The 19037-nt window shown below is 64.9% G+C and carries 20 protein-coding genes and 1 pseudogene; 13 read left to right on the top strand and 8 right to left on the bottom strand.

From position 1 onward, the window contains the following. The coding region (locus tag HWX25_RS31685; RefSeq protein ID WP_175912499.1) for an acetyl-coenzyme A synthetase N-terminal domain-containing protein at window positions 1–479 on the bottom strand (479 nt) is incomplete at its 3' end. Between the two features lie 315 nt (window positions 480–794). Here HWX25_RS31685 and HWX25_RS31680 point away from each other — a divergent pair. The 9 genes from HWX25_RS31680 (at window position 795) to HWX25_RS31640 (ending at window position 8103) form a co-directional block, all read left to right on the top strand. Next, a complete protein-coding gene (locus tag HWX25_RS31680; RefSeq protein WP_059702726.1) occupies window positions 795–1712 on the top strand; it encodes a DMT family transporter in 918 nt (305 codons plus the stop codon). 113 nt (window positions 1713–1825) lie between these two features. Continuing rightward, the gene (locus HWX25_RS31675) at window positions 1826–2431 is read left to right on the top strand and encodes a TIGR00645 family protein (protein ID WP_059820936.1); all 606 of its coding nucleotides are present in this window, start codon (window positions 1826–1828) and stop codon (window positions 2429–2431) included. 34 nt (window positions 2432–2465) lie between these two features. Further along, window positions 2466–3989, top strand: coding sequence for a fumarate hydratase (locus HWX25_RS31670; protein ID WP_006478316.1), 1524 nt, complete (start codon window positions 2466–2468; stop codon window positions 3987–3989). A gap of 193 nt (window positions 3990–4182) precedes the next feature. Next, window positions 4183–4659, top strand: coding sequence for a bacterioferritin (bfr, locus tag HWX25_RS31665; RefSeq protein ID WP_059535536.1), 477 nt, complete (start codon window positions 4183–4185; stop codon window positions 4657–4659). A gap of 37 nt (window positions 4660–4696) precedes the next feature. Then, entirely contained in the window at window positions 4697–5560 is an 864-nt protein-coding gene (gene murI / locus HWX25_RS31660) for a glutamate racemase (protein ID WP_175912498.1), read from the top strand. A 149-nt stretch (window positions 5561–5709) separates the two neighbouring features. After that, on the top strand, window positions 5710–5946 hold the full coding sequence (locus tag HWX25_RS31655; RefSeq protein WP_011885486.1) for a (2Fe-2S)-binding protein: 237 nt from the start codon (window positions 5710–5712) through the stop codon (window positions 5944–5946). A gap of 217 nt (window positions 5947–6163) precedes the next feature. Then, on the top strand, window positions 6164–6895 hold the full coding sequence (locus tag HWX25_RS31650; RefSeq protein ID WP_059820941.1) for an energy transducer TonB: 732 nt from the start codon (window positions 6164–6166) through the stop codon (window positions 6893–6895). Window positions 6896–6929: 34 nt separating this feature from the next. After that, window positions 6930–7661: a MotA/TolQ/ExbB proton channel family protein gene (locus HWX25_RS31645; RefSeq protein WP_059449473.1), complete on the top strand. Its 732-nt coding sequence runs from the start codon at window positions 6930–6932 to the stop codon at window positions 7659–7661. Window positions 7662–7674: 13 nt separating this feature from the next. Further along, complete coding sequence (locus HWX25_RS31640; RefSeq protein WP_006754473.1) at window positions 7675–8103, top strand: biopolymer transporter ExbD; 429 nt, start codon at window positions 7675–7677, stop codon at window positions 8101–8103. Between the two features lie 379 nt (window positions 8104–8482). Here HWX25_RS31640 and HWX25_RS31635 read toward each other — a convergent pair whose 3' ends face one another. After that, entirely contained in the window at window positions 8483–9460 is a 978-nt protein-coding gene (locus HWX25_RS31635; RefSeq protein WP_059690423.1) for a LysR family transcriptional regulator, read from the bottom strand. 122 nt (window positions 9461–9582) lie between these two features. Here HWX25_RS31635 and HWX25_RS31630 point away from each other — a divergent pair, with 122 nt between their 5' ends. The 3 genes from HWX25_RS31630 to HWX25_RS31620 all read left to right on the top strand — a co-directional run bounded on the left by HWX25_RS31630 (window position 9583) and on the right by HWX25_RS31620 (window position 11421). Further along, window positions 9583–10455, top strand: coding sequence for a pirin family protein (locus HWX25_RS31630; protein ID WP_175912497.1), 873 nt, complete (start codon window positions 9583–9585; stop codon window positions 10453–10455). 99 nt (window positions 10456–10554) lie between these two features. Further along, on the top strand, window positions 10555–11037 hold the full coding sequence (locus HWX25_RS31625; protein ID WP_059535558.1) for an SRPBCC family protein: 483 nt from the start codon (window positions 10555–10557) through the stop codon (window positions 11035–11037). Between the two features lie 138 nt (window positions 11038–11175). Then, window positions 11176–11421, top strand: a complete 246-nt coding sequence (locus tag HWX25_RS31620) for a hemin uptake protein HemP (protein ID WP_175912496.1) — start codon at window positions 11176–11178, stop codon at window positions 11419–11421. A gap of 322 nt (window positions 11422–11743) precedes the next feature. Here the strand turns inward: HWX25_RS31620 and HWX25_RS31615 are convergent, their stop codons facing one another. The 5 genes from HWX25_RS31615 to uvrB all read right to left on the bottom strand — a co-directional run bounded on the left by HWX25_RS31615 (window position 11744) and on the right by uvrB (window position 17288). Then, window positions 11744–13141, bottom strand: coding sequence for a 4Fe-4S binding protein (locus HWX25_RS31615; RefSeq protein WP_175912495.1), 1398 nt, complete (start codon window positions 13139–13141; stop codon window positions 11744–11746). Next, window positions 13138–13980, bottom strand: coding sequence for an FTR1 family protein (locus tag HWX25_RS31610; protein ID WP_175912494.1), 843 nt, complete (start codon window positions 13978–13980; stop codon window positions 13138–13140). The genes HWX25_RS31615 and HWX25_RS31610 overlap by 4 nt, the downstream gene beginning before the upstream one ends. A 58-nt stretch (window positions 13981–14038) precedes the next feature. Then, window positions 14039–14371, bottom strand: a complete 333-nt coding sequence (locus tag HWX25_RS31605) for a cupredoxin domain-containing protein (RefSeq protein WP_006760846.1) — start codon at window positions 14369–14371, stop codon at window positions 14039–14041. 55 nt (window positions 14372–14426) lie between these two features. Beyond that, window positions 14427–14978 (bottom strand): iron transporter, encoded by a 552-nt coding sequence (locus HWX25_RS31600; protein ID WP_057929472.1) that lies wholly within the window; start codon window positions 14976–14978, stop codon window positions 14427–14429. Window positions 14979–15197: 219 nt separating this feature from the next. Next, window positions 15198–17288: an excinuclease ABC subunit UvrB gene (uvrB, locus tag HWX25_RS31595; protein ID WP_059535554.1), complete on the bottom strand. Its 2091-nt coding sequence runs from the start codon at window positions 17286–17288 to the stop codon at window positions 15198–15200. Window positions 17289–17538: 250 nt separating this feature from the next. Between uvrB and HWX25_RS31590 the strand changes: the two genes are divergently transcribed. Continuing rightward, window positions 17539–18738: an amino acid aminotransferase gene (locus HWX25_RS31590; RefSeq protein ID WP_059685426.1), complete on the top strand. Its 1200-nt coding sequence runs from the start codon at window positions 17539–17541 to the stop codon at window positions 18736–18738. A 141-nt stretch (window positions 18739–18879) separates the two neighbouring features. Here HWX25_RS31590 and HWX25_RS31585 read toward each other — a convergent pair. Continuing rightward, window positions 18880–19037: pseudogene (locus HWX25_RS31585) on the bottom strand (3-hydroxybutyrate dehydrogenase); the annotation flags it as partial.

The following is a 19037-nucleotide window of genomic DNA, read 5'->3' as shown; positions in this document are numbered from 1 at the left end:
CGCGCGCAGGCCTGCATCGCGACGATGCCTTCGATCGACATCGGAATGTAGATGACGACGCGATCGCCCTTGCCGATTCCGCGTTTCTTCAGCGCATTCGCGAAGCGCGACACGCGAGCGAGCAGATCGGCATAGGTGACGCGCGTGACGGTGCCGTCGTCGGCTTCGAAGATCACCGCGACGCGTTCACCGTTGCCGGCTTCGACGTGACGGTCGAGGCAGTTGTACGACGCGTTGAGTTCGCCGTCGTCGAACCACTTGTAGAACGGCGCATTGCTCTCGTCGAGCACCTTGGTGAACGGTTTGTGCCAGGTCAGGCCCTCGCGCGCGAGACGCGCCCAGAAGCCTTCGTAATCCTGCTCGGCTTCGGCGGCCAGCGCGCGGTAGGCCGGCATGCCGGAAATGGTCGCCGCCTTCTCGAGCGCCTCGGGCGGCGCAAACTGACGGGTTTCGTGAAGAACCGATTCAATCGCAGACATCGACTACCCCTTGGTGAACATGAATCCTCTGCATGGCGGCGCGATCGTGCGCGCCGCGTCTTGGCCGGCGCTTGCGCGCCGCTGTCTCCCACTCACCCGCGCGCGGCCCGAAGGCTGCGCGCGATGCTGCGCCGCACCACGTCACAAGACGGTGGATGTACGGCCTGGCGATATCCACGATAAGCGCTCGAACTTACCCGTCACTTACGCGACACCGCCGTTCCGCACGCCGCGCGGCGGCGCCTTGCGGTCTGCTTTACGCTGTTACAACCGCGACCCTACAATCCTAACTGAACTCGCCTCCCGGATTCCAGCTTGAATCGCTACGCCCTCTTCCTCATCCTGTCGATGCTGTTTGTCGGCAGCAACGTCGGTATCGGCAAATCCATCGTCGTCTTCGTCCCGGTCGCCATCCTCGCCACGCTGCGCTTCGTGATCGCGATCGCCGTGCTGTGGCCGCTGTTCAGCCCCGTGAAGATGCGTGCCGTCCGGCGCGCGGAATGGCTGAACCTGTTCCTGCAGGCGTTCTTCGGCACCTTCATGTTTACGCTGCTGATGCTCAATGGCGTGCAGCGCACGAGCGCGGTCGCGGCCGGCGTGATCACGAGCACCATCCCGGCGATCGTCGCGCTGTTCGCGTGGCTGATCCTGCGTGAAAAACCGAACGGCCGTGCGCTCGTGTCGATCGCGCTCGCGATCGCCGGCGTCGTGACGATCAACCTCGCCAACGGCAGCGCAGGCAGCGCGTCCGCGCACGGCGCCGGCGGCACCTCGGCCGGCTCGCTGACCGGCAACCTGCTGATCCTCGGCGCCGTGTGCTGCGAATCGATCTACGTGATCCTGTCGCGCCGGCTCACGCAGACACTCGCGCCGATCGACATCTGCGCATACACGCATCTGTTCGGCCTGTGCCTGATGCTGCCGCTCGGCGCGACGGCGTTGTGGCATTTCGATTACGCGAGCGTGCCGGCCGGTACGTGGGCGCTCGTCGTCTGGTACGGGCTGTCGGCCAGCATCTTCTCGTTCTGGCTGTGGATGAAAGGTATCCGGCACGTGCCGGGCAGCCTCGCCGGCGTGTTCAGCGCGGTGCTGCCGGTCGCGGCCGCCGCGTACGGCATCGCATTCCTCGGCGAACGCCCGACGCTCGCGCACGGCATCGCGCTCGCATGCGTCGTCAGCGGCATCGTGCTCGCGAGCCTGCGCGTGAAGCGCGTGCCGGCCGCCGCGTCCTGATCCGTCCCCGGCAGCCCCGGCGCGTCGCTGCAGTCGCGCCGGCCGACGCGTTACAATAGCGCGCCTTTTCAAGATTACCCCCGATACCTGCGCCCAGCGCCCGACCCTCCACCATGTCTGCCCCGCATTCGCCCGGCTCCACCCGTCGTCCCCTGCGCCCGCTGCCCGCGCTGATCTTCATGAGCCGCTGGCTCCAGGTTCCGCTTTATCTGGGCCTGATCGTCGCGCAGGCCGTCTATGTGTTCCTGTTTCTGAAGGAAGTCTGGCACCTGCTGTCGCACGCGACGAGCCTCGACGAGATCAGCGTGATGCTCGCGGTGCTCGGCCTGATCGACGTCGTGATGATCTCGAACCTGCTGATCATGGTGATCGTCGGCGGCTACGAGACCTTCGTGTCGCGCCTCGGCATCGAGGGCCACCCCGACGAGCCCGAGTGGCTCGACCACGTGAACGCGGGCGTGCTGAAGGTCAAGCTGTCGATGGCGCTGATCAGCATTTCGTCGATCCACCTGCTGAAGACCTTCATCAACCCCGACCAGCACACGACGCACGCGATCATGTGGCAGGTGATCATCCACGTGTCGTTCCTCGTGTCGGCGCTCGTGATGGCGTGGGTCGACCGCCTGACGACCCACACGCACCCGGCCCATTTCCACGAGACGCATGTGCCCGCCCCGGCCGTGTCCCGCAAATCGGTCGAAGCCGCCGCCAACGCATAAACGTATTCCCCTCAGTCCTCACAGAGTCTCAGCCATGACCGTCATCAAACAGGAAGACCTGATCCAGAGCATCGCGGATTCGCTGCAGTACATCAGCTACTACCACCCGCTCGACTACATCCAGGCCCTCGGCCGCGCGTACGAGCTGGAAGAGAGCCCGGCCGCGAAGGACGCGATCGCGCAGATCCTCACGAACAGCCGCATGTGCGCGGAAGGCAAGCGCCCGATCTGCCAGGACACCGGCATCGTCACGATCTTCGTGAAGGTCGGCATGGACGTGCGCTGGGACGGCGCGACGATGGGTCTCACCGACATGATCAACGAAGGCGTGCGCCGCGGTTACACGCACCCGGACAACGTGCTGCGCGCATCGATCGTCAATCCGCCGGAAGGCGCCCGCAAGAACACGAAGGACAACACGCCGGCCGTGATCCACTACGAGATCGTGCCGGGCGACAAGGTCGACGTGCAGGTCGCGGCGAAGGGCGGCGGCTCGGAGAACAAGTCGAAGTTCGTGATGCTGAACCCGTCCGACTCGATCGTCGACTGGGTGCTGAAGACGGTCCCGACGATGGGCGCGGGCTGGTGCCCGCCGGGCATGCTCGGGATCGGCATCGGCGGCACCGCCGAAAAGGCGATGCTGATGGCGAAGGAATCGCTGATGGAGCCGATCGACATCCAGGAAATCATCGCGCGCGGCCCGAAGGACTGGGTCGAGGAACTGCGCGTCGAACTGCACGAGAAGGTCAACGCGCTCGGCATCGGCGCGCAGGGCCTCGGCGGCCTCGCGACCGTGCTCGACGTGAAGATCATGGCCGCACCGACGCACGCGGCGTCGAAGCCGGTCGCACTGATCCCGAACTGCGCGGCCACGCGCCACGCGCACTTCGTGCTCGACGGCTCGGGCCCCGCGAAGCTCGAGGCGCCGTCGCTCGACGCGTGGCCGAAGGTCCAGTGGGAACCGAACACGGAAACGAGCAAGCGCGTCGACCTGAACACGCTGACGCCGGAAGAAGTCGCGAGCTGGACGCCGGGCCAGACGCTGCTGCTGTCGGGCAAGATGCTCACGGGCCGCGACGCCGCGCACAAGCGCATCGCCGACATGCTCGCGAAGGGCGAGAAGCTGCCGGTCGACTTCACGAACCGCGTGATCTACTACGTCGGCCCGGTCGATCCGGTACGTGACGAAGTGGTCGGCCCGGCAGGCCCGACGACGGCCACGCGGATGGACAAGTTCACCGAGACGATGCTCGCCCAGACGGGCCTGATCTCGATGGTCGGCAAGGCCGAGCGCGGCCCGGTCGCGATCGACGCGATCAAGAAGCACAAGGCGGCGTATCTGATGGCGGTCGGCGGTGCGGCTTACCTCGTGTCGAAGGCGATCCGCGGCGCGAAGGTGCTCGCATTCGAAGACCTCGGCATGGAAGCGATCTACGAGTTCGACGTGCAGGACATGCCGGTGACGGTGGCGGTCGATTCGTCGGGCACGTCGGTGCACCAGACCGGTCCGAAGGAGTGGCAGGCGAAGATCGGCAAGATCCCGGTCGCAACCGCTTAAGCGCGCTCGCACGAAAGGCCGGACGGATGTCCGGCCTTTTTACTTCTCATTCTCGTTATCGCGCGCGGCCCGCTATCCGGGGCCGATTCTCATTACACGCAAAAGGCAGGCCCGACAAGGCTTCGAGGCTTGGCTTTTCTCGTTCGAGCGATTATCGTTCGGTTTCTGAAGCCCCACTGAACAAGGAACAGCCATGCAAGGCGACAAGAAAGTCATCGAATACCTGAACGCCCAACTGAAGAACGAACTCACGGCGATCAACCAATACTTCCTGCATGCGCGCATGTACAAGCACTGGGGCCTCGAAAAGCTCGGCAAGCACGAATACGACGAATCGATCGGCGAAATGAAGCATGCCGACTGGCTGATCGAGCGCGTGTTCATGCTCGACGGCCTGCCGAACCTGCAGGACCTGCACAAGCTGCTGATCGGCGAGGAAACCGAAGAGATCCTGAAGTGCGACCTGAAGCTCGAGCAGATCTCGCAGTCCACGTGCAAGGAAGCGATCGCTTACTGCGAATCGGTGCGTGACTACGTGTCGCGCGAGATCTTCGAAAAGATCCTCGACGACACCGAAGAGCACATCGACTGGCTGGAAACGCAGATCGACCTGATCGGCAAGGTCGGCCTGCAGAACTACCAGCAGACGATGATGGGTTCGCCCGAGTAATCGCCACGCCCGCCACGATCGCCACCTCGCCTTCCGCATGACGACGACGAACCCGCCAGCCGCTTCCGCGGTCCGCCCCGCCGCCCCCGTCGGCATCTTCGATTCGGGGCTCGGCGGCCTGTCGGTGCTGCGTGCCGCGCGCGCGCACCTGCCCGGCGAGTCGTTCGTCTATGTCGCCGATTCGCACCATGCACCGTATGGTCCACGCGACGAGGCATTCATTACGGAGCGCACGCTGGCCATCGGCGAGTGGCTCGCCCGCGAAGGCGCGAAAGCGCTCGTGATCGCGTGCAACACCGCAACGGCGCGCGCGATCGCGGCCATCCGCGAGCGCCTGTCGATACCGCTCGTCGGCGTCGAGCCGGGCATCAAGCCGGCCGCCGCGCTGTCCGCGACCGGCGTCGCGGGCGTGCTCGCCACGCAATCGACGCTGAACAGCCCGCGCTTCCAGGCACTGCTCGACCGCTACGGCGCCGGCCGGCGCTTCATCTGCCAGCCCGGCCACGGGCTCGTCGAAGCGATCGAACGCGGCGACACGAACTCACCCGCGTTGCGCGCGTTGCTCGCGCGCTACCTGCAGCCGATGCTCGACGACGGCGCCGATACGCTGGTGCTCGGCTGCACGCACTACCCGTTCTTCACGGAAACGATCCGTGACCTTGTCGGCGACCGGCTGACGATCGTCGATACGAGCGATGCCATCGCCCGGCAACTCGCGCGGGTGCTCGACGAACGCGGCCTGCGCGCGCCGGCCGGCACGCGTGCCGCGCCGCCACGCTTCTGTTCGACGAGCGACGGCCTGCAACTGCGCGCCCTCGCGTCGTCGCTGCTCGGCATCGACGCACCGGTCGAATCCGTCACCATTTCCTCGCCGAACGCACGCGCCTGCACGAGCGTCTGACGCGGGCCGGCACGCCACCGGTTCGCCCTCTCCCGCTCCGCCTCCCGTTTCAAGGGTCCGATGACCTTAAAAAAAGCCGAACCAGGCTTGTCAACGCTCGCAAATTTAATGATAATAATTCGCATTAACGTTAGCTATCGCAACTCATCATGATCGTCTGCGTGTGCAAGTCTGTTTCCGACCGCAAGATTCGCGCGTCCCTCGCCGAGGGCGTGAGTTCTTTCGATGAACTCCAGTTCGAACTCGGCGTGGCCACCTGCTGCGGCAAGTGCGAGGAGTCCGTCCGCGACCTCATGGCCGAGCAAGGCGTCTGCGCGAGCCGGTGCGGCGTCGAGCATCACGCTCATCCGATTCCGGTGACGTTCTACGACCGCAAGGCCGCCTGAGCGGCGCCGAGCATACCCGTGCGGCTGCGGCCGCATTTGATGTCCGACCGTCAGCAAGCCACCTTCCGCGCGAGCCAGCGGCTTACCTGCCAAGGAGCCTGTCATGGAATTGCTGATCGGATTTGTGACCACCGTGTGCATCTCGCTGCTGATCTTCCGCAAGTAATACCGATTCACCCGCCGCGCCCCGGGTGCGACGTCGTTCTTTCAAGCTAACATGCAGGCTTCGCAATCCGCTCCTGCCGGCGTCCTGCCGGCTGCCCCACGTATGAATCCCCGGGTCATCACCGTCGCGGTCGGTGTGCTTGCCGCACATGCGATCATGCTGACGGCCGCGTGGCTCCATCGCAACGCGCCGCCGCCCAAGACGGTCGAAGTCCAGTCGATCACCGCGCAGTTGATCCCGCCTGCGCCGGCCGCTCAGCCGGTTGCGGTCGAATCGGTTGCGCAACCCGCGCCACCGAAGCCCACGCCGCGCGTCAAGCCGAAGGTCGAACCGAAACCGGTACAGAAAGCAGTCAAGCCGACGCCTCAGCCGGTCGCACAATCGCCGTCTCCGACGCCCGCCCCCGCAGCCGATCCGTCACCCGCGCCCACCACACCCGCCGCCGCACCCGCCGCGCCGGCGGCCACGCCCGGTCCGGCCCGTGAGACGATGCAAGTCAGCGCGCCGAAGAACGTATCGGCGCTCAAGTGCAGTTTCGTGAAGCCCACCTATCCGTCGATGTCGCGTCGCCGCGGCGAAACGGGCACGGCCTATGTTCACTTCGTCATCGGCTTGACGGGCAAGATCGAAAGTGTCGAGTTGCAAAAGAGCAGCGGCTACCCGCGCCTCGACGAGGCAGCGCTGGATGCGACACGCGCCAGCACGTGCCCGCCATACCTCGAGAACGGGCAAGCGATCCGCGCCGCCCATACGCTGCCCTTCAACTTCACGCTCGACGATTAACCCGCCTCATTCGAAAGATTCAAAGGAAACAAAAATGCAAAGCTACGGTATCGCGCACGTCTGGGCGCAAGGTGATTTCGTCACGCGCGCCATCGCGATCACGCTGCTCGTGATGTCGGTCCTGTCCTGGATTGTGATCATCGTCAAGGGCTGGAACGTGGTTCGCCTGAACCGTCTCACGAAGAATGCCGAGCAGGCGTTCTGGCATTCGGACGATTTCGACGACGGCATCAAGAAGCTCGGACTCGCCGCATCGACGCCGAGCGACAACCCGTTCCTCGCGCTCGCGCTGTCGGGCAAGGAAGCCGCCGATCACCACCATCAGACGCAACCGCACCTGCACGACCGCATGGACGTGTCGGACTGGGTCACGCGCTGCCTGAAGGACACGATGGACGAAGGCATCTCGCGCATGCAGGCCGGTCTCGCGATCCTCGCGTCGATCGGTAGCACGGCGCCGTTCGTCGGCCTGTTCGGCACGGTCTGGGGCATCTACCACGCGCTGCTCGCGATCGGCGCAACCGGCCAGACGTCGATCGACCAGGTCGCGGGCCCGGTCGGCGAGTCGCTGATCATGACGGCCTTCGGCCTGTTCGTCGCGATTCCCGCCGTGCTCGGCTACAACGCACTGACCCGTGCGAACAAGGGTGTCGTCAGCAAGCTGCGCCGCTTCGCGCACGGCCTGCACGCATACTTCGTGACGGGTGCGCGCCTCGCGTCGTCGTCGGCCCGCGACGGCCTGCGCCTTGCTTCGCGCGCCAGCTGAGACGGGGTGAACCATGGCAATGAACACCGGCTTCAGCGATGACGACGACGATGGCGTGATGAGCGAGATCAACATGACGCCGCTCGTCGACGTCATGCTCGTACTCCTGATCATTTTCCTCGTGACGATCCCGGCGATGCAGCACGCGGTGAAGATCGACCTGCCGCACGCGAGCAGCCAGCCCGTCGACGAAAAGCCGCAGACGGTCGACGTCGCGATCCAGGGCAACGGCACGATCCTGTGGAACGACCAGACGGTCACGCGCGAGCAGTTGCAGGCGCACATCGCGGAAGCGGCACAGCATCAGCCGCAACCGGAGTTGCACCTGCGTGCCGACCGCAAGGTTGCGTATGAGCGTGTGGCCGAAGTGATGTCCGATGCGCAGGCCGGCGGCCTGACGAAGCTCGGCTTCGTGACGGAGCCGACTGCGAAGGCGAAGTAACGCACGCGCGGTTGTCTCGCCGGGTGCACCTCGCCGGCCGCACCTAGCCGGCCGCGCACAAAGTAAAAGGCCTTCATCGCCAGATGAAGGCCTTTTTTCATGCGCACGCGGGCGCCTTCGGGCGGCGGGCTCTTCGGCGGTATCGGTTGCGCCTCGAGCAACGCAAATGCGGCTACCGTGGTCTGCACGGACTGCGCGTTCTGCCCTATCTGGCTCGCAACATATGCGGCCACCTGATTCCGCTCAGAACTTCCTTCGCGAAATGGGATTTCAATATAGGCCTGCCCGCGTATGCATTCAAGGTCCCAGCGATTGAAACTTGCGATTGCCGGCGGCGCTTCAATGACAAAACAAATTTGCCACGACGCGCATCTTGCATTCAGGTGGCCGAAGCATCGGCCGCCGCCGCGTCCTGCTTCGCGCGCTCAGGGCACCCCGGTTGCTTGTATTCGCCGTGGTCGAGCTTCTCGACCAGATAATCGACGAACGCGCGCACCGCGGGCGGCATGCCCTGCCGCGACACGAACACCGCGTAGAGTTGCGGCACCGGCAGCGTCCAGCCGGGCATCACCGGCGACAACTGCCCCGCACGCAACGCATTGCCGTACATCATCTCGGGCAGCGCCGCGATGCCGAGGCCGTCGAGCACGGCCTCGCGGATCGTCATCAGATCGGCCGTCACGAGCCGCGGATCGTGCTCGTGCAAGTGCCGCGTGCCGTCCGGCGCGATCAGGTTGAACACGTGCCGTCCGTCGACGCTCGGCGTATCGAGCGTCTCGAAGTGCGCCAGATCGTCCGGCACGAGCGGCGGCGCATTCTGGTTCAGCAGGCTCGGCGCGCCGACCAGCATCTGCTCGGTCCGCCACAGCGGCCGCACGACGATGTTCGCGTTCTGCGGCGGCTCCGAGCGCACGCGCAACGCAACGTCGACCGAATCCTCGAACAGGTCGATCACGCGATTCGTCACACGAATGTGCACCTTCACCTCGGGATAGCGGTGGAGGAATTCGGGGAGGATGCGCGACAGCATCGTCTGCGACAACGTCACCGGGACGCTCACGCGCACCGAGCCGCGCGGCGACGCGCGCAGCTGCTGCACGGCGTTCATCGCGGCCTGGGCTTCGGCGAGCATCGCCTGGCAATGCTGGTAGAACAGCTCCCCCGCCTCGGTTAGCGCGAGCTTGCGCGTCGAGCGCTGCAGCAGGCGCACGCCGAGCGCCGCCTCGAGTTCGGTCAGGCGCCGCGACAGGCGCGATTTCGAGATACCGAGCACGCGTTCCGCAGCCGAGAAACCGCCGTGTTCGACGACCTGCGAAAAGTACATGAGGTCGTTCAGGTTGTGTGCATCGATGTTCATGTCATCGTTCCAATTTCAGAACAATCCATTGCGAACCGCCGCAAATCGGACCGTAAAACGCCCAATATAATAGCGCTATGTTTCAAAAATGACGCTATTCCGATGATACCGAGGGCTTCTGCATGACGACCGCTCGCTCGCTTGACCGCACCTACCCCGCGCTTCGCACGACCGAAGGCGGCGGCTTCGTGGTTCACCGCCCGTTCCCGACCCGGCTGCTGATGGATTTCGATCCGTTCCTGCTGCTCGACGAAATGGGCCCCGTCGACTATGCCCCTGGCGAAGCCAAGGGTGCGCCCGACCATCCGCATCGCGGCTTCGAGACCGTCACCTATGTGCTCGACGGGCGCTTTCGTCATCGCGACTCGGCCGGCCATGCCGGCACGCTCGGCCCCGGCGACGTGCAGTGGATGACGGCCGGCGCGGGCGTCGTGCACAGCGAAATGCCGGATCCCGCGTTCGCGCAGGCTGGCGGACGTTCGCACGGCTTTCAGCTGTGGGTCAACCTGCCGCGGCGCGACAAGCTGATCGCACCGCGCTACCAGGAGATCCCGGCCGCCCGCATCCCGACCGCGACGTCGCCCGACGGCCGGGCGCAGGTCCGCGTGATCGCCGGCGAAGCGTTCGGGGTACGCGCGGCGATCGAGACACGCACGCCGATCCTCTACCAGCATTTCACGCTGCAACCGGGCGCAACGGTCACGCAGCCGGTGCCGGCAGGTTTTCGCGTGTTCGCTTATCCGCTCGACGGAGCCGGCCGCTACGGGCCCGACAGGCAGCAAGTCGACGCACGGCAGATGATCGTCTACGGTGACGATGGCGACGCGGTGACGTTCGAAGCCGGCGATACGCCGCTCGAGTTGCTGCTGATCGGCGGCGTGCCGCTCAACGAGCCGATCGTCCGCTATGGCCCGTTCGTGATGAATACCGAGGAAGAGATCCGGCAGGCCGTCGTCGACTACCAGACCGGCCGCATGGGCTGCATCGACGCATGACGTCCGAACGGGGCCGCAGGGACCGCGAAACCGCGCGTTTTGCGTCACAATAACTTCTTGAACCATGTGGCCGCCCGCCACCAGAAGGAACCCGTCCCCTTGAACTTCGAACATCTGATCCAGATCAACTCCGACGATCCGGCCGTGCCGTCCCTCACCCGCGACCAGCTCTGGGAAGGCCTCGTGCTGCGCGCCGAACAGCCGCAGCTGTTCGTGATCGGCCTCGACAGCTGTGTTGTCCATGAACGGACGGACACCACGCTCGAACGCGAGCTGCACTACGGGCATGCAACCGTGCGCGACCGCGTGACGTTCACCCCGAACCAGCAAGTGCGCTACGACATCCATGCGGCCGGCGGCGAAATCGGCGGCTCGCTGACGATGACGATCGAGGAACGCGACGACCACGAGTTGTTCCTGCGCTTCGAGTACCACACGACGCTGACCGTGACGGACGACAGCGAGGAAGCACGCCAGACGCACGGCATCGTCAAGGAAGCGTATCGCACGTCGGACATCGACACGGTGCGCCTGATCCGCGAATACGCACAGGGACGCAAGGACCCCGATCCGCTCCACTGACGTCGGCGGCGGCCTGCGGGCCGCCCCTTTGATTCAAGCTATCGAATTTGTCATACCGATCGATAAAGAGTTTTTGTAAATGGTAATAGTTATCATTTAGAATTCATTCCATCGTATCGACAGTCACCGATCAACCGAATGACCGACACCACGCTCCCGACCACGCTGACCTTGCGCCGCACGACCGGCACCGCAAGCGCCAACCGTCAGAAGACGGCAGCGGTCACGACGCCGGCGAAACCTGCCGGCAGCCGCGATGCCGGCACCCGGACCCTCAGCAGCGATGCGCTGCTGCAAGGCCACAGCCACATCAGCATCGCGCATAACGGAGAGACGTATCAGTTGCGTGCCACGCGGCTCGGCAAACTGATCCTGACGAAGTAACGACAGAGTATTGTGGGGACCACCTCCCTGAGAGGTGTTGGGCAGTAGCCAGCGTAACGGCTTGCACGCGAGATCTAGACCCCTTCGTGCAAACACACTCAAGCAGCCGTTGCAGCAAGCCAAGCCACTTTTTTGGTTCTCGCACAAGGAAGAAAAAAAGCGACACGTCCTTCGACGTGTCGCTTTTTTGTTGGTGCGTCTGGATGCAAAGAGAAAGACATCGCGGCTGTCGGCACTTCAGCTTCAGCGGGTTCCGGAGTCCGACAGCGAAATACGCTCGCCTGCTGCTCCGGAGCCCGGCCACAAGGCCGTCAAGACCGCGTCAGAAACCCCAGAACATCAACCACCATGCGCTGTCGACCACGGCCAGGCCTGCCGCGAACCACGCGAATGCCGCCAGTCGACGCGGCCATGCCGCATAGCGCCCCGTCACCTTCCATGCGAGCCAGGCACTCCATGCGTTCGCGCCGACCAGAATCGCGATGCGAACGTCGGTCGCCCAGCCGAGCGGCACGTGCTCGGCCCGCAGCAGCGACAGCGTCGTCGCCGATAGCCCGAGGAATACGCCGGCTCCCGCGATCGGGATCAGCGCCTGTGCGAGATGATGGAGACGCACGCGGTCGAAACGGCCGAGCATCAGCGTCGCGCCGGCCAGCAGCACGAGCAGCGCAGTGCCATACACAAGCCCCGTGCCGACGATGTAGCTGACGATCAGCCCGCCGTCGAGCCACGAGAACACGTCGTTGCGATCCGGATAGTGCGTGAGCAGGAACCACGGTGCATTCGTCTCGAGCGGCCACGTGATGTCGCGATCGATGAGCCAGCCCGCGAGCCATTGCTTGATCTGCACGAACCACGGGCTGACGGTCCAGTGGAACGCACCGATCGCGACGCCGAGCAGACCGTACAGGATCAGCGCCGTGTCCCACGGATTCGCCTGCTGCGCGCCGAGGCTCACGACCTCGTCGGACGGCGAGCGCCACGACAGCGCGATTGCGTCGCGGTGCCCGCTGCAACGGCCGCACATATGGCATGCGGCGGCGCCCTTCATGTTGCGCAACGGCACGAGCGGCGCGCAATTGATCGGAATCACGCGATGCCCGTGCTCGCCGTTCTTGTACGAGCGACGCCAGGCATCCTCATCGACCTTGTAGCGCATCGGCGCGAGCCGCGCGAGCAGCCCGAACACACCGTTGACCGGGCACAGGTACTTGCACCACACGCGCTTCTCGCGGCCGTACAGCACGCCGATCACGATCGCGCCGACGGTCGAGCCGCCGAGCACGAACAGCACGGCGAGCGGGTACTCGTACACGCTCACCATCTGGCCGTAGATCGTCGTGAGCCCGAATGCGACGAACGGCCAACCGCCCCACCGCATCCAGCGCGGAATCGCGCCGCCGCGGCCGAACTTGCTCGCATATTCGGTCAGCGCGCCTTCCGGGCACAGCACGCCGCACCAGACGCGGCCGAGCATCACCATCGACAGCAGCACGAACGGCCACCAGATGCCCCAGAACACGAACTGCGCGATCAGCGTGAGATTGCTCCACAGATGCGCGGAATCGTCCGGCAGCGGCAATACCGCGGGCACGATGATCAGGAACGCGTAGACGGCGACGACGACCCACTGGATGCCGCGGATCACCGCGCCGTGGCGCTGCATCCACTGACCGGCCTGCGCGAGCCAGCCCGGCTTGGCTGCGGCCACAACACTCATGCCGCGCGACCTGCAGGGACGACCGGACGACGGCTCGCGCGCTTCATCAGCAGCCAGACCACCGCCCAGTACACCGCATAGGCGATCAGGTTGGTCAGCGCCGGGTGCGCGCGGTAGCCCGTCAGCGTCGCGACGAGCGAACCGAACGTGCCGGAGTCGTCGAGAATCGACGACGTATCCCACACCTGCGAAATGCCGAGCGGCAGGATTTCCTTGTCGATCAGCTTGTCGACACCGGTCTGGAACAGGCCTGCACCGAGGAACAGCAGCATCACTTCGGTGACGCGGAAGAAATGCCGCCACGAGAAGTACTTGCCGCCGAGCTGCAGCAGATAGAACGTGAGGAACGCAAGGCCCAGGCCGATGACGACCGCGAGCATCTGGCTGGCGTCCACGTGCCCCGACTGACCGAAACCGAGGCCGTACAGGAAGATCACCGTCTCGCTGCCTTCGCGAGCGATCGCGAGCGCGACCAGCACGGCGACGCCCCACCAGTTCGAATCGCGTGTGCTCTGCTGCAGCGACTGCTCCATGTCACGTTTCAGCGTGCGGCCGTGCCGGCGCATCCACAGCACCATCTGCACGATCAGCACGCACGCGATCAGCACCATCGCCGTCTGGAAATAGTCCTGCGCGTCGCCGGACAGCACTTCGGTGAAGCCGACGAGCGCGGCACCGAGACCGATCGCCATCAGCAGACCGACTGCCACGCCCGTCCACAGAAACGGCAGGCCGCGGCGCGCGTCGTCGTCGCCGTTCTTCAGCCATGCATAGAGGATGCCGACGACGAGCAGCGCTTCGACGCTCTCCCGCCAGACGATGAACAAGATCTGACCCATTGAATCCTCCTGACGCGCGGGGCAAGACACTCGTACGCCCGCACGCAGATAAAACGCATTACTTCGCGACGATCACGCCCTGCGCCTGCTGGTGGAAATCGTCGAAAAACTTGTATTCGCCCGGCGACAGCGGGGCGACGACCACGAACGAATCGGCGCCCGGCGCGAGCACCTTCTCCTTGCGCAACTGCACGCTCTCGAATTCGGCGGCGCCCTTGCCGGTATTCCTGATCTCGATCTTGAAGCGCTGACCGGCCGGCACTTCGATGCGGGCGGGGTTCAGCTTGCCGTCCGTCATTTCGAGCTTGAACGTCGGCAGATCGGCGGCATGCGCCGCGCCGGCGAGCCACAGCGCGGCGGCTGCGGCGACGATTTTCTGGGGAAATTTCATTCTGGGTTCTCTGCGCCGACGGCGCGCCGAAGCGCGCCGTCCGTGATGCCACCAATCAGTACCCGCCCTTCTTGCCGATGCCGGCGAACGGGAAGTCGTATTCGAGGGTGATAGGCTTGAACCATGCGCCCACGCCCGTTTCCTTGTCGACGTGACGGCCGAACGCCATGTGGCCCGACTGCATCGGCGGCTTGACGGTCATCGTCAGGTGATACTTGCCCGGGCCGGCCAGCTTCACGTTGTCGCCATAGTGCGGGCCGTCGCTCGCAACCATGCCCATCAGGTCGCCTTCAGCCTTCCACTTCGTGTCGCCCTGCTTCGTCAGCTTGTACGTGACCTGCAGGTACGGCATCCAGTCGCCTTCCGCGAAACCCGTCGGGTTGTTCTTGACCGCGTGGATGTCCGCCTCAAGGTGGATATCGGAATCCGACGCCTTGCGCATCATCCCTTCCGGATCCATCGTGATCGGCTGCAGGTACACCGCGCCGATTTCCATGCCGCCCTGGATCTGCTGCTTGCCGATCGGATATTCGGCCGCCGAAGCCGACATCGCGGCAAGCGCCGCCGCTACCGCAACCGACGTGCGGATGAACGAAGAACCCAACATGGACACTCCTTGTTATTTGTCTGGTGACTTGCGCGCCGTCCATCAGAACCGCGTGCTGGAAACACTAACGCAACGAATAACGTTAATGCGAACTATTCTCAATACTTGCGGAGTTTAGCACCGAACCGGCTTCGGAACAAACGAGACACCGTGTAAACCCCTGATCCAACAAGGCTTACAACGGTGTTACCGGAAGATTTCAGTGACGTTTGGAAAGATTTACCGGACGCCGTTGACGTGGTCGCCCACGTTCGCGCCGAACACGCGCTCACGCAGCAACGCAAGCTGGTCGCGCGTGGCCGCGGCTTTTTCGAACTCGAGGTTCTTCGCGTAGTCGGCCATCTGCTTCTCGAGACGCTTGATCTCTTTCGCGATCTGCTTTTCCGACATGTCCTCGAACTTCGCGCGCTGCTGTGCTTCCTTCAGCTCGGCGCGCGCGTCGTCGGCGTTGTACACGCCGTCGATGATGTCCTTGATGCGTTTCACGACGCCGCGCGGCGTGATGCCCATCTTCTCGTTGTGCGCGATCTGCTTCGCGCGGCGCCGCTCGGTCTCGCCGATCGCGCGCTTCATCGACTCGGTCATGTTGTCGGCATAGAGGATCGCCTTGCCGTTCACGTTGCGCGCCGCGCGGCCGATCGTCTGGATCAGCGAGCGCTCGGCGCGCAGGAAGCCTTCCTTGTCCGCGTCGAGAATCGCGACGAGCGACACCTCCGGAATGTCGAGGCCTTCGCGCAGCAGGTTGATCCCGACCAGCACGTCGAACGTGCCGAGCCGCAGGTCGCGGATGATCTCGACCCGCTCCACCGTGTCGATGTCGCTGTGCAGGTAGCGGACCTTGACGCCGTGGTCGGCCAGGAACTCGGTGAGCTGCTCGGCCATCCGCTTCGTCAGCACGGTGATCAGCACGCGCTCGCCGGCGTTCACGCGCGCGTTGATCTCGGTCAGCACGTCGTCGACCTGCGAGCTTGCCGGGCGCACTTCGATTTCCGGATCGACGAGCCCGGTCGGCCGCACCACCTGCTCGGCGACCTGCCCCGTCACGCGCTGCTCGTAGTCGGCCGGCGTCGCCGACACGAACACCACCTGGCGCATCTTGCGTTCGAACTCAGGGAACTTGAGCGGCCGGTTGTCCAGCGCCGACGGCAGCCGGAAGCCATAGTTGACGAGGTTTTCCTTGCGCGCGCGGTCGCCGTTGTACATGCCGTTCAGCTGGCCGATCAGCACGTGAGATTCGTCGAGCAGCATCAGCGCGTCGGGCGGCAGGTAGTCGACGAGCGTCGGCGGCGGCTCGCCGGGCGCGGCGCCCGAGAAGTGCCGCGAGTAGTTCTCGATGCCCTTGCAGAAGCCGAGCTCCTGCAGCATCTCGAGGTCGAAGCGCGTGCGCTGCTCGAGGCGCTGCGCCTCGACGAGCTTGCCGTCGCGGTGGAAGAACTCAAGGCGCTCGCGCAATTCGTCCTTGATCGTCTCGACCGCCCGCATCACGGTGTCGCGCGGCGTCACGTAGTGCGACGACGGATACACGGTGAAGCGCGGGATCTTCTGGCGCACGCGCCCGGTCAGCGGGTCGAACAGCTGCAGCGTCTCGACTTCGTCGTCGAACAGCTCGACGCGCACGGCCAACTCCGCGTGCTCGGCCGGGAAGATGTCGATCGTGTCGCCGCGCACGCGGAACGTGCCGCGCTGGAAGTCCTGTTCGTTGCGCGAGTACTGCATCGCGATCAACCGCGCGATCACGTCGCGCTGGCCGAGCTTGTCGCCGGTGCGCAGCGTCAGGATCATCTGGTGATATTCGGACGGGTTGCCGATACCGTAGATCGCCGACACCGTCGCGACGATCACCACGTCGCGGCGCTCCATCAGGCTCTTCGTCGCCGACAGCCGCATCTGCTCGATGTGCTCGTTGATAGACGAATCCTTCTCGATGAACAGGTCGCGCTGCGGCACGTACGCTTCCGGCTGGTAATAGTCGTAGTACGACACGAAATACTCGACCGCGTTGCGCGGGAAGAACTCGCGGAATTCCGAGTAGAGCTGCGCCGCGAGCGTCTTGTTCGGCGCGAACACGATTGCCGGGCGGCCGAGCCGCGCGATCGTGTTGGCCATCGTGAAGGTCTTGCCCGAACCGGTGACGCCGAGCAGCGTCTGGAATGCGAGGCCGTCGCCGACACCTTCGACGAGCGTTTCGATCGCGGTCGGCTGGTCGCCTGCGGGCGGATACGGTTGGTACAACTGGAACGGCGACCCTTCGAAGGTCACGAATTTCGATTCGTCGAGCGCGTCGCCGACTTCGGCGTGATGTTCGGACATGGAGTGCGGCCGGAGCGAGGGCAAAAAAACTATTCTAGCGCTTCGCGGCGTTGCGAACCGCTGACGGCTCCTGACGCGCAGCAACCGCCCGAAATCGCAATTCGCCGTTCGATCGCCGCCTTCGGCAGCGTGAATTCGCTACAATGTCACGCTGCTGCGCTTTCCGGCGCCGTGCCCGTTGGCGCGCGGTCTGCTGCGCCCGCCCCGCCGGCTGAAAGCCTGACCCTCTTTTCACTACTGCCGAATCATCATGTCGCTCTTCTCCGCTGTCCAGCTTGCTCCCCGCGACCCGATCCTGGGCCTGAACGAAGCCTTCAACGCCGATACGCGTCCGACCAAGGTCAACCTCGGCGTCGGTGTGTACACGAACGAAGAAGGCAAGATTCCGCTGCTGCGCGCCGTTCGCGAAGCGGAAAAGGCGCGTGTCGACGCCGGCCTGCCGCGCGGCTACCTGCCGATCGACGGGATCGCCGCGTACGACGCAGCAGTGCAGAAGCTGCTGCTCGGCAACGATTCGCCGCTGATCGCCGCGGGCCGCGTGGTCACGGCGCAGGCACTGGGCGGCACGGGCGCACTGAAGATCGGCGCCGATTTCCTGCGCACCGTGAACCCGAACGCGAAGGTCGCGATCAGCGATCCGAGCTGGGAAAACCACCGCGCACTGTTCGAAGCGGCCGGCTTCGAAGTCGTCGCATACCCGTACTACGACGCCGCCACCAACGGCGTGAACTTCGAAGGCATGCTGTCGGCGCTGAACGGCTATGCGGCCGGCACGATCGTCGTGCTGCACGCGTGCTGCCACAACCCGACCGGCGTGGACCTGACCGAAGCGCAATGGCAGCAGGTCGTCGACGTCGTCAAGGCGCGCAACCTCGTGCCGTTCCTCGACATGGCCTACCAGGGCTTCGGCGAGAACATCGAGGCCGATGCGGCCGCGGTGCGTCTGTTTGCCGCTGCCGACCTGAATGCGTTCGTGTCGTCGTCGTTCTCGAAGTCGTTCTCGCTGTACGGCGAACGCGTCGGCGCGCTGTCGATCATCACGTCGAGCAAGGAAGAAGCGACGCGCGTGCTGTCGCAACTGAAGCGCGTGATCCGCACGAACTACTCGAACCCGCCGACCCATGGCGGCGCCGTCGTCGCGGCCGTGCTCGCGTCGCCGGAACTGCACGCTTCGTGGGTGCAGGAACTCGGCGAAATGCGCGATCGCATCCGCGCGATGCGCAACGGCCTCGTCGAGCGCCTGAAGGCGAGCGGCGTCGATCGCGACTTCAGCTTCATCAACGCGCAGCGCGGGATGTTCTCGTATTCGGGCCTGACCTCGGCGCAAGTCGATCGCCTGCGCGAAGAGTTCGGCATCTACGCGGTCGGCACCGGCCGGATCTGCGTTGCGGCGCTGAACACGCGCAACCTCGATGCGGTCGCCAATGCGGTCGCGGCGGTCCTGAAGTAAGCCCGCGTCGGCGGGCAGCGGCCCGCCCTGCCGAAACAAAAAACGCGCTCCTTGGAGCGCGTTTTTTTATGCCGCTTCACTGCCGGCGAATGCTCCCTGCAGCACGAGCGGCGCGGCCGCCCGTACCGAACGCCGTTACCGTTACTGCATGAACCAGCCGTGGCTGACGACGACCGACTGGCCCGTGAGCGCGGCGCTCGGGAACGCCGACAGGAACAGCACCGTCTGCGCGACGTCCTGCACCGTCGTGAACACGCCGTCGACCGTGTTGCCGAGCATCACCTTCTTCACCACTTCCT

The organism is Burkholderia sp. BCC1640 (assembly GCF_902833125.1).
Taxonomy (GTDB): Bacteria; Pseudomonadota; Gammaproteobacteria; order Burkholderiales; family Burkholderiaceae; genus Burkholderia; species Burkholderia diffusa.
The sequence above is the reverse complement of the archived record's forward strand: the minus strand, read 5'-3'. Positions and strand labels throughout refer to the sequence as shown.